A 10,814-nucleotide genomic window follows, 5' to 3' on the forward strand; every position below is an offset into this window, starting at 1 on the left:
TTTTCATAAAAAAACCGCAGCTTGGGCTGCGGTTTTTTATGGCTGGTAAGCGGCATTAATCTTCAGCGTCTTCAGCTTCGATGATTTCCGGGATTGGCTTGCCCATGCTGGTTAGAATATCACGCACTTCTTGTGGGATCTGATGCGGGCTGTCTTTACGCAGGTCGTCATCGCCTGGCAGTGGCTGGCCAGTGAAGGCATGTAAAAAAGCTTCGCACAGCAATTCGCTATTGGTGGCATGGCGCAGGTTATTGACCTGGCGGCGGGTGCGCTCATCGGTTAAAACTTTTAATACATTCAGCGGAATGGACACCGTAATCTTTTTGACTTGTTCGGATTTTTTACCGTGTTCCGCATAGGGGTGAATGTATTCACCATTCCATTTAGCCATAACAATACCTTGTAGTTGTCGTAATCGGGGGCTTGATCACCAGTGCAATGGATCCATCTTGATGGCTGGTGTCAGCAAGTGCCGAAATTTTAACTCTTTTGCTGTTCCAGTCAAATAGCCAGCTGGCAATTTGCTTTATCTTAGCAGAGAAAAGTTTTGACATCGCCATTTATCTGGTTATACTTTTAGACGTCTAAACATCTAAATAGTTGCGGGAGCCATGTTATGAGCCACGGTCACTTTGCTACCATTGCCGCACGAGCTGGTATTGCTCAGGATCCTGCCCACGAAGCAGTGACGCCACCACTCTATCTGACCACAACCTATCGGTTAAAGGCTTTGGGCCAGGCCGGGCCATACGACTATAGCCGCTCCAACAACCCAACCCGTGACGTGCTGGCAGAGGCGTTGGCAGCGTTAGAAGGGGGAGCCAAAGCCATTGTCACCAACACTGGGATGTCGGCTTGCCTGTTGGCTCTGCAGCTGTTAACACCGGCTGATACCCTGGTGATCCCACACGATTGCTATGGTGGTAGTTATCGTCTCTTTACTAATCTGGCTGAGCGTAAGCAGAGCTTTAAGCTGGTGATTGTGAATTTTCAGCAAGCGGATTGGGCAGAACAGATCCGTGCGGCCAGGCCGGCGATGATCTGGCTGGAAACGCCCAGCAATCCTTTGCTGCAAATTACAGATATTTCTGCGGTGTGTCACCTGGCCAAAGCGCTTGGTGCCAAAGTGGTGGTAGATAACACCTTCTTATCACCGGTCTTGCAGCAACCTTTGGCGCTGGGAGCTGATCTGGTGGTGCACTCCACCACCAAATACATCAATGGTCATAGCGATGTGGTGGCCGGTGCTTTGATTTGCGCCGATCAGGCCACTGGCGATGAACTTAAGTGGTGGGCCAATTGTCTTGGCATTACCGGAGCAGCTTTTGACGCCTATATGACGCTGCGTGGCTTACGAACCCTGGCACCACGGATGCAACAGCATCAAATCAATGCCGAATGTATCGTGGCTTTTTTACAGCAGCAGCCGTTAGTCAGCAAAGTCTATTATCCAGGCCTGGAGGATCATCCGGGCCATGCCATAGCGAAAGCACAACAGCAAGGCTTTGGAGCCATGCTTAGCTTTGATTTGGCGGTTGAGCCAGGCTTGTTGCAGCATTTTCTGGATGCACTGCATTGTTTTACCCTGGCCCAATCTTTGGGGGGTATTGAAAGCCTGATTTGCCATCCGGGAAGCATGACGCATGCATCGATGAGTGCGGAAGCCCAAAAAACAGCGGGCATAGGCCCAACCCTGTTGCGCTTGTCTGTTGGCATAGAAGCGATCGAAGACTTGCTGGCGGATTTGGCTCAGGGTTTTAGCGCCCTGGCACGAGCCAGTCAGGCTACAGCAAGCGATGACAAAGCGGCTGACAGCTCGGCAGTGGGGGACAACACAGCGTTATCGCAGTCATGCCGGCTGAGTCCGGCACTGAACGCATTATGGTGAGATTATGACGAATCAAGCTTTATCAGCCCAGAGCTGGCCACAGGGTAGCCAGGTACATAAGTTCGGTGGCACCAGTTTGGCCGATGCCAACCGTTTTCATGCTGTAGCCAGCATTATACGGCAGCAACAGACACAGCAACACCCGATAAGTGGGTGCTGGGTAGTGGTTTCTGCACCCGGCAAAACCACCGATCAATTGTATCAGTTGCTGGAGCTTGCTCAGCAGCCGGAGTTACTTGAACAGGCTGTGGCTGCACTGGCAGAACATTTAACGGCCTTGGTTCGTCAGGTTCTGACTGAGCAGCGCCAGAGTGATGTCTTGCAGCAACTGCAGCAGTGGTTGCAACTGTTGCCTGCGTTGGTGATTGCCGGTCAGGACGCGGATGTGCTGGCTCTGGGGGAGTCTCTGTCTGCTTTGTTGCTTAGCCGCTTACTGCGGCAGTATGGTCTTACAGCCGACTGGTTGGACAGCCGGGACTTTTTAACCGTCGATCGGCACCAAATTCGTTGGGATGAATCGGAGCAACGATTGCAAGCGGTGCGTTGTGAGGGGATTCAGGTAGTAACAGGCTTTATTGCGCGTGATCCTGCCGGGAAAAGCCTGACGCTCGGCCGCAATGGCAGTGACTACTCAGCCACCATTCTAGGCCGTTTGGTGCAGGCAGCACAGGTGCATATCTGGACCGATGTGGATGCAATTTACAGCGGCGACCCCCGCCGGCTATCGGCCGCGGTTCCTTATCATCGGGTCAGCTGGCGCCAGGCCTGTCTGCTGGCCCAGTTGGGCAACCCGGTACTGCATGCCCGTACTCTGGCACCATTGCAAAACAGCGACACCCAGTTGCAGGTGCGCTCCAGCTTTGAGCCCCATCGTTCAGGTTGTCAGATTGTGCCTGCTGAAAGCTGCCAGGCTAGTTTTGTCACCGATCTGAGCAGCATGGTGTTACTTAGCATGCATGAGCTCAATGGGTACGATGCCAACTGGTTGGCCAATGAGTTACAACAGCCCGTGATTGCCTTGCCGCAGTTGCCGGATGCTCATCTGTGGCTGTTGCCAGCTAAGGTCGCGGAGCAAGCTGTGCAATTGCTGGCTGAGCGTCAGGTGCATGCTGTGCATGACACCACGCCTTACTATGCTGTCGCCTGGCTGAAACCGGCCCCTGTTCAGCAGGAGGTCTTGCCAGCCGATGTAGCGGCTTGCCTTCAGCGGTTGCAGCCGGTCCACAGTTACCAAAGTAAAGAACTGGCCGTTTGGCTGTTTGAACAGGAGTTATCTGCCGTGAGTTTTGCCGATCTTCATCAATGCTGTACCCAGCCGCGGACAGATATTCAGTTGATTGTCGCGGGTACCGGCAATGTGGGTTCTGAGTTTCTGCGCTTACTGCCCGGGCATCAGGCCCGCTGCCAGCACCAGCATGGTTTGCAGTTAGCTGCGGTGTTTAATTCACGTCAAATGGTATTGCAGCCGGTTGCCGCCACGGAGCTGCCAGCGTTGTTGCAACAGGCCGAGCCCTTGCATCAGCAGCGTTTGCTGGCGCAAATTGCACAGTTACCTGCTCCCAAGGTATTGATTGACTTAACGCCAAGCATGACTTTGGCTGAGCAATACCCGGACTTTATTGCTGCGGGTTGTCATATTATCAGTGCCAATAAGCAAGGCGTTACTTTGCCTCAAACCCAGTATCAGGCCATTTTAGCCCAACTGACTGCAGAGAAGCTCAGCTGGCTTAGCAACACCACCGTAGGTGCGGGCTTGCCGGTGCAGCGTGCCCTGCATGATTTGCAGGCGGCAGGCGATACGGTATGGCGCATTAGTGGCATTTTCTCTGGCACCTTGTCCTGGTTGTTGTGTCAGTATGATGGCAGCACTGCATTTTCTGAGTTGTTGCTGCAAGCCAAAGAGCTGGGGTATACCGAGCCGGATCCACGTGAAGATTTGTCCGGCCGTGATGTACAACGCAAATTATTGGTACTGGCGCGTGAGCTGGGTTGTTCGTTGGATCTGGCTGATATCGAACTGGAGCCCTTGCTGCCCGTCGCGCTGGCAGGGGATAGCTGGGACGCGTTTTGGCAGCAACGCGCGGATTTTGATGCCTTAATGGCCCAGCATCTGCAGCAAGCCAGGGCGGATCAGTTGCAGCTGCGCTTTATTGGTGAGCTGAGCATCCGTGATTCTGGCGTGCAGGCCAGGGTTCGGCTGGTGAGCGTAGCGGCCAGTGACCCTCTGGCGGCTATTCAGCCATGTGATAATGTTTTTGTTATTGAATCCGACTGGTATCAGGAATTGCCTCTGGTGATCAAAGGCCCTGGTGCAGGTCGCACTGTTACCGCGGGTGGCGTCCATGCTGATCTTGCTCAGCTGGCACATCAGTTGCTTACTCAATCTGCCGCCAATTTGCAGAGGTCGTCGTAAATGTCATTTGCTAATGCTCAATTTCTAGAAGCCATTAACCGCAACCTGCACGATGTGCAAGGCAAAGCAAAAGTCAGTTTTGAGTTTTTTCCGCCGAAAACTGAACAGATGGAGCAAACGCTCTGGCAGTCGATTGAGCGTTTAGCGCCATTGGCACCCAGCTTTGTGTCCGTAACCTATGGTGCCAATTCGGGGGAGCGTGATCGCACCCACGACATCATAAAATCCATCAAGCAACGCACAGGCCTCATTGCTGCGCCGCATCTTACCTGCGTAGATGCCAGTGTCGATGAATTAAAGCAAATTGCCCGTGATTACTGGGACAACGGCATCCGCCATATCGTTGCACTTCGGGGCGACTTACCGCCAGGAACGGTTGAAAAGCCGGCTCTTTATGCTGCCGATTTGGTGGAGATCCTGCGTTCAGTGGCTGATTTCGATATTTCGGTGGCGGCTTATCCAGAAGTACATCCTGAAGCCCCCAATACCCAGTTTGATCTACTGAATTTAAAGCGCAAAGTGGATGCCGGTGCTTCCCGAGCCATCACGCAGTTCTTTTTTGATGTAGAAAAATTTCTGCGTTACCGTGACCGTTGTGCTGCCATTGGCATTGATGTCGACATCATCCCTGGTATTTTGCCGGTGACCAATTTTCAGCAGCTGATCAAATTTGCAGCACTAACCAATGTGGCGGTTCCTGGCTGGATGCACAAAGCCTATGAAGGGTTAGAGCAGGATGCGACGACCCGTAACCTGGTGGCGGCCAATATTGCGATGGAAATGGTCAAGGTACTGAGCCGGGAAGGGGTGGATCATTTTCACTTTTATACCCTAAACCGCAGTGAACTCAGCTATGCTATTTGTCATCTGCTGGGCGTGCGTCCGCTGGTCAAAGAAGGTGTCTGAAGCGAGCTGTATTTTTGTCATCTGCCGGTAAAATGCTACCGGCAGACTAACCGTTTATCCTGGCCTTTTTTGGATATAAATTCATAAAATCAGCATAATAATTCTTGTTTTTTGCGGTTCCTCTGCGTAGACTAGCGACTTATCCGTCTGAGGAAAGTCGTCGATGTCGCAATCTCAATCTGTTGTCCTGTCGAAAAAGCGTGCTATTGTGCTGGGTGCTGCTGGTTACAGTGGTGCGGAGCTGGTGCAGTTACTCAGTCAGCATCCCGCTATCGAGTTGGTGGCTGCTTATGCATCAGCAAACCGTGAACCGGAATCTTTTGCTTCGCTGTACCCGCGTTATAGCGGACTGTTGGAGCTTACGGTATTGCCCTGGCAACCGGAAGAGCTGACCGATCTTGCCACACGAGCCGATATTGCTTTTTTAGCGCTGCCGCACGAGGCCAGTGAAGCGCTGGCGCCGCAATTGCTGGCTGCCGGTCTGGTAGTGTTCGATCTATCCGGTGCTTTTCGCTTAAAAGACGCGGCCTTGTACCCGGAGTTTTATGGCTACAGCCATCAGCATCCGCTGTTATTAGCGCAAGCACCTTATGGTCTGGCAGAGTGGATCAGCGCATCTGAGCTGGAACAATCTTTATTCGCTGTTGCCGGCTGTTATCCTACGGCTTCCAGCCTGGCTTTATTGCCATTGGTACAAGCAGGGTTACTGGCAGAGGGCGCTGTGCCGGTGATTAATGCAATCAGTGGTGTGTCTGGCGCAGGTCGAAAGGCAGCGCTGGGGACTTCTTTTTGCGAAGTAGGCTTGGCTCCTTACGGCTTTTTTAAGCACAGGCACCGGCCGGAGATCGAGCAGACGCTGGGCTGCCCAGTGGTGTTTACGCCGCACCTGGGCAATTTTAAGCGTGGTATTTTGACGACCATCAGTGTCCGTTTAAAAGCTGGCATCCACAAAGCAGAGGTTGATGCAGTCTATCAGCAGTATTACCAGCACAAACCAATGGTACGCTTATTGTCTCGGCCGCCGAATGTAGCCGATGTAGCGGGGACTTGTTTTTGCGATCTGCACTGGCAGCAAGATGGGGAGCAACTGTTGGTGGTTTCTGCTATCGATAATTTGCTTAAAGGGGCTGCTGCCCAGGCAGTGCAATTGGCCAACCTAAAGTATGGCTATCCGGAGCAAGCCGGTTTGCAGGGAGGAGGTTATCGTGACTAAGTCTCGGCCACTTGTTGTTAAGCTGGGCGGTCGCTTGTTGCAGGAGCCTGCCGCTATCTCTGCCTTGTTAACGGTTTGCCAGCACATCAAGCAGCAGCGGCCATTGCTGCTGGTGCATGGTGGCGGAGCCCAGGTTGAAAGCTGGTTGCAAACGTTTGGCTTTGTGACCGAAAAAATCGATGGTCAGCGGCTGTCGCCAAAAGAGCAGATGCCGGTGATCGCTGGCGCTCTGGCAGGCGCTGTGAATGCGGAGCTGGTGGCCCTGGCTGATGGTGCTGCCTTAAAGCCGGTGGGTCTTACTCTGGGAGCCGGTGGCAGCTGTTGTTTTGAGCGTATCGCTCGGCTGGGAGCAGTTGCTAAGGCCTTGCCAGGCAAACCAGAGTTATTGCAAGTGCTGCTGGCGCAAGACTTCACCCCGGTGCTTAGTTCCATTGGCCATCTTGATGGTGAACTGCTGAATATCAATGCCGACTTGGCTGCGGCTGCACTTTGCCAGTTGCTGCAGGGAGATCTATTGTTATTAACGGATGTTCCGGGCATTTTACAGGCCGATGGCAGCCTGATTGCAGATTTGCATGCGACAGAGGCAGCCAGTCTGGTTGCTGCCGGTGTGATTCAGGGGGGCATGAAAGTGAAGCTGGATGCCGCGCTGGAAACCGCCCAGGCGCTTCAGCGCAGTATCGTGGTGGCTGGTTGGCAGCAACCGGATTTATTGCTGGCCCTGTTGGCAGGCCAGGCAGTAGGCACCTGCATTCACCCTTCAGTTTAATACGACATGACGCGAGTAAAGCTATGAAATCATTCCACCAATTACTGTCGTTGCATGAACTGCAGCCAGAGCAATTGCACCAGTTGTTGCAATTAGCACTGCAAATCAAGCATCAACCCGCAATGTATCAGCAGGCTCTGGCCGGCAAGAGTATCGCCTTGCTGTTTGAGAAGCCATCGCTGCGCACCCGGGTGAGCTTTGATGTTGGCATTCAGAAACTCGGAGGTCATAGCATCTATCTGGATCAACAAAACGGTGCTTTAGGCCAACGTGAAACCGTGGAAGATTTTGGCCGTAATCTGGCGTGCTGGACCGACGCTATCGTTGCTCGGGTGTTTACGCAAAGTACACTGGAGAAGCTGGCCGCCAGCAGCGGCTTGCCCGTGATTAATGCACTCAGTGATTTGTATCATCCGTGTCAGGCGCTGGCAGATTTGCTGACGCTGCATGAAACCTTTGGTGATTTACAACAGGTGAAATTGGCTTATGTCGGGGATGGGAACAATGTTTGTCATTCGCTGATGCTGGGAGCCGCGCTCTCTGGTATGAGCTTGGTGGTGATCACCCCACCTAATCATGGTCCGGATGGCCATGTGTTGCAACAGGCCCAGGCGATAGCGGCAAAAACTGGCGCTTCGCTGCACTTGAGCCATCATGTATCCGAGGCGCACGGCTGTCAGGCTATTTATACCGACACCTGGGTGTCGATGGGCGATTCAATGGATGCAGCAGAGCAATTGCGTCGCTTTGGTGATTACCAATTAAGCAGTGCGGTCTTGGAGCGTTTAGGTAGTAAGTATTTGATGCACTGCCTGCCAGCCCATCGCGGGCAGGAGGTGACCAGTGAACTGCTGGACAGCAAAGCAGCTCTGGTATTACAGCAAGCAGAAAACAGAATGCACGCGCAAAATGCGGTGCTGGTTCAACTTTTAGCATGAGGTGCGAGATGAGTGTAAAAAAAGTCGTGTTGGCCTACTCAGGTGGTTTGGATACTTCGGCCATCGTGCCTTGGTTAAAAGACAATTATGGCTGCGAAGTGGTGGCTTTTGTTGCTAATGTTGGTCAGGGCGATGAAGAGCTGGCCGGGGTGGAAGAAAAAGCCATTGCCTCCGGTGCTTCCAGTTGTTATGTGGTGGACTTACGTGAGCAACTGATGCATGAGGTGGTCTATCCAACACTAAAAACCGGTGCTGTGTATGAAGGCCAGTACCTGCTTGGTACCTCGATGGCACGGCCGGTAATTGCCAGGGCTCAGGTTGAATTGGCATTAAAAGTGGGTGCCGATGCCCTTAGCCATGGCTGTACCGGCAAAGGCAATGATCAGGTTCGTTTTGAAAGTGCTTTTGCGGCGCTGGCGCCACAACTCAAAGTGATTGCTCCCTGGCGTGAGTGGGAGTTCAGTTCGCGCCAGTCGTTATTGGATTATCTGGCTGAAAAGAAGATCCCAACCACCTCGTCTGCCACCAAAATCTACAGCCGGGATGCCAATCTCTGGCATATTTCGCATGAGGGTGGCGAGCTGGAAGACCCCTGGTGTGAGCCAAGTGAGCAAGTGTGGACCTGGACCAAATCGCCAGAGCAGGCACCCGATCAGCCCGCCTATGTAGAATTGTCTTTTGTGGCCGGTGAACTGCGCAGTGTAAATGGCCAGGTACTGGCACCGGTAGAAGCATTAACCTTACTAAATGCCATTGGTGCCGAGCACGGTGTCGGGCGGATTGATATCGTCGAAAACCGTTTGGTTGGCATGAAGTCCCGCGGTTGCTATGAAACTCCAGGGGGCACCATTTTACTGGCAGCTTTACAGGGACTTGAGGCGCTGGTGTATGATCGTACGGCGTTGAACTACCGCGAAGAGATTGGCCTGAAGTTTGCTCAGTTGGTGTACGATGGCCGCTGGTTCACCCCGCTCAAAGATGCTTTATTGGCGGCTGCAACCAGTCTGGCGCAGGATCTGACCGGAGATGTGGTAGTCAAACTCTATAAAGGCCGTGCCACCGTTGCCAAGCGCCGCTCTGTTAACAGCCTCTACTCGGAAGCTTTCGCCACCTTTGAAGATGATGAAGTGTATAACCAGCAGGACGCGGCCGGTTTTATTCGTCTGTACAGTCTGGCCAGCCGTATTCGCGCCATGCATGCGGCTGATAAAACAACACAGGAGTCCTGATTATGGCGATGTGGGGCGGGCGTTTTACCGAGGCAACCCTGGATGAATTCAAAGCCTTTAATGACTCTATCAGCTTTGACTACCAGTTGGCACAACAGGATATCGCAGCATCCAAAGTCTGGGCGGCCGGTCTGGCTGAAGCCGGCCTGATTGCGGCGGAGGAAGCTCAGCAGTTGCAACAGGCGTTGCAACAACTGGCAGAGGAGCTGCTGCAGGATCCCCGTTTGCCAGTTGAAAGCGGTGAGGAAGACATTCATAGCTGGGTAGAAAGCCAACTGACCGAACGCCTTGGCGCCGTTGCCCGTAAATTGCATACCGGCCGCAGCCGCAATGATTTGGTTGCAACTGATCTGCGGTTATGGACCAGGGCCGCTGCAGCAGCGGTACGCAGCAGTTTGCTTGGCAGTATTCAGGCACTGCTGAACTTTGCCGATGCAGCTGGTACTGCTGTCATGCCAGGCTATACCCATTTGCAGCGCGCCCAGCCAGTGATGGTTGCGCATTGGGCGCTGGCCTATGTGGAGATGTTGAAACGTGATCTCGGTCGTTTGGACGATGCCAGTAAGCGCCTGAATGTCTGCCCGCTTGGTGCCGGTGCTTTGGCAGGCACTGGAGTACCGGTGGATCGCAGCTGGCTGGCACAGCAATTGGGCTTTGATGCAGCCGCAGCCAACAGCCTGGATGCAGTGTCTGATCGCGACTTTGTGGTGGAGCTGTCTGCTGCGGCCAGTTTGTGCATGACCCATGTTTCGCGTTTGTCGGAAGATGTGATCTTCTTTTGCTCGGGTGAAGCTGGCTTTTTCAAGTTGGGCGATGCCATCAGCAGTGGTTCATCGCTGATGCCGCAGAAAAAGAATCCGGATGTATTCGAACTGCTACGCGGCAAAAGTGGCCGCATTCTGGGCCAGCTGGTGGCTATTTTGCATGTGCTGAAGGGCTTGCCGCTGGCCTACAACAAAGACATGCAGGAAGACAAACAGGGCTTCTTTGACTTGATGCAGCAGTGGCAACAATCCTTGCAGGTGTTGGCGACTGTGCTGCCGCATTTAAGCGTGAAAGTGGATGTTTGCCGTCAGGCAGCTGAGCTTGGCTACAGCAACGCCACCGATCTGGCCGACTATCTGGTAAGCAAAGGGATCCCGTTTCGTGATGCACATCACTTATCAGGTCAGTTGGTGCTGATTGCCTCCAAGCAGCAACTGCCGCTGGAGCAACTGTCACTGGCTGAGATGCAAAAGGTAAGCGCCGTCATTAGCGAGGATGTCTATCCGGCGCTCACTTTAGAAGCCGGTATGGCGCGTCGCAATGCGCTTGGGGGCACCAGCCCGGAGCAGGTACTGCCAGCTTTGGCACAGGCCAAAGCCTGGTTGGCAGCTCAGTAATAAAGTTCTCTCCCCGCTTAAATAAAAAGGCCAGCATCTTGCTGGCCGTTTTATTTAAGCGGGGAAAGTTCAAGCA

9 protein-coding genes are annotated in these 10,814 nt (G+C 53.3%); 8 read left to right on the forward strand and 1 reads right to left on the reverse strand.

All coding sequences use genetic code 11. From position 1 onward, the window contains the following. Nucleotides 1-55: 55 nt before the first annotated feature. Nucleotides 56-391, reverse strand: coding sequence for a met regulon transcriptional regulator MetJ (gene metJ, locus QWF21_RS03975; RefSeq protein ID WP_330086743.1), 336 nt, complete (start codon nt 389-391; stop codon nt 56-58). Nucleotides 392-616: 225 nt separating this feature from the next. Between metJ and metB the strand changes: the two genes are divergently transcribed. The 8 genes from metB to argH all read left to right on the forward strand — a co-directional run bounded on the left by metB (nt 617) and on the right by argH (nt 10,738). Then, nucleotides 617-1,888 (forward strand): cystathionine gamma-synthase, encoded by a 1,272-nt coding sequence (gene metB / locus QWF21_RS03980; protein WP_330086744.1) that lies wholly within the window; start codon nt 617-619, stop codon nt 1,886-1,888. Between the two features lie 4 nt (nt 1,889-1,892). Beyond that, nucleotides 1,893-4,301 carry a bifunctional aspartate kinase/homoserine dehydrogenase II gene (gene metL / locus QWF21_RS03985; RefSeq protein WP_330086745.1) on the forward strand — a complete coding sequence of 803 codons (2,409 nt, stop codon included), beginning with the start codon at nt 1,893-1,895 and terminating at the stop codon, nt 4,299-4,301. Continuing rightward, on the forward strand, nt 4,302-5,207 hold the full coding sequence (gene metF / locus QWF21_RS03990) for a methylenetetrahydrofolate reductase (protein WP_330086746.1): 906 nt from the start codon (nt 4,302-4,304) through the stop codon (nt 5,205-5,207). 163 nt (nt 5,208-5,370) lie between these two features. Further along, nucleotides 5,371-6,420, forward strand: coding sequence for an N-acetyl-gamma-glutamyl-phosphate reductase (gene argC / locus QWF21_RS03995; protein WP_330086747.1), 1,050 nt, complete (start codon nt 5,371-5,373; stop codon nt 6,418-6,420). Then, nucleotides 6,413-7,189, forward strand: coding sequence for an acetylglutamate kinase (gene argB, locus QWF21_RS04000; protein WP_330086748.1), 777 nt, complete (start codon nt 6,413-6,415; stop codon nt 7,187-7,189). Before argC ends, argB begins: the two co-directional genes overlap by 8 nt. Before the next feature lie 23 nt (nt 7,190-7,212). After that, nucleotides 7,213-8,127, forward strand: a complete 915-nt coding sequence (locus tag QWF21_RS04005) for an ornithine carbamoyltransferase (protein WP_330086749.1) — start codon at nt 7,213-7,215, stop codon at nt 8,125-8,127. Between the two features lie 8 nt (nt 8,128-8,135). Next, on the forward strand, nt 8,136-9,356 hold the full coding sequence (locus QWF21_RS04010) for an argininosuccinate synthase (RefSeq protein ID WP_330086750.1): 1,221 nt from the start codon (nt 8,136-8,138) through the stop codon (nt 9,354-9,356). Nucleotides 9,357-9,358: 2 nt separating this feature from the next. Further along, the gene (argH, locus tag QWF21_RS04015) at nt 9,359-10,738 is read left to right on the forward strand and encodes an argininosuccinate lyase (RefSeq protein ID WP_330086751.1); all 1,380 of its coding nucleotides are present in this window, start codon (nt 9,359-9,361) and stop codon (nt 10,736-10,738) included. Nucleotides 10,739-10,814 lie beyond the last annotated feature (76 nt).

The sequence above is a fragment of the Alkalimonas mucilaginosa genome (genome assembly GCF_036327005.1).
GTDB lineage: Bacteria > Pseudomonadota > Gammaproteobacteria > Enterobacterales > Alteromonadaceae > Alkalimonas > Alkalimonas mucilaginosa.

Excerpts from the sequence above, each read along its gene's own strand:
- metB (WP_330086744.1), top strand. The coding sequence starts at position 617 with ATGAGCCACGGTCACTTTGCTACCATTGCCGCACGAGCTGGTATTGCT.
- argC (WP_330086747.1), top strand. The coding sequence starts at position 5,371 with ATGTCGCAATCTCAATCTGTTGTCCTGTCGAAAAAGCGTGCTATTGTG.
- argH (WP_330086751.1), top strand. The coding sequence starts at position 9,359 with ATGGCGATGTGGGGCGGGCGTTTTACCGAGGCAACCCTGGATGAATTC.
- QWF21_RS04005 (WP_330086749.1), top strand. The coding sequence starts at position 7,213 with ATGAAATCATTCCACCAATTACTGTCGTTGCATGAACTGCAGCCAGAG.
- metJ (WP_330086743.1), bottom strand. The coding sequence starts at position 391 with ATGGCTAAATGGAATGGTGAATACATTCACCCCTATGCGGAACACGGT.
- QWF21_RS04010 (WP_330086750.1), top strand. The coding sequence starts at position 8,136 with ATGAGTGTAAAAAAAGTCGTGTTGGCCTACTCAGGTGGTTTGGATACT.
- metF (WP_330086746.1), top strand. The coding sequence starts at position 4,302 with ATGTCATTTGCTAATGCTCAATTTCTAGAAGCCATTAACCGCAACCTG.
- metL (WP_330086745.1), top strand. The coding sequence starts at position 1,893 with ATGACGAATCAAGCTTTATCAGCCCAGAGCTGGCCACAGGGTAGCCAG.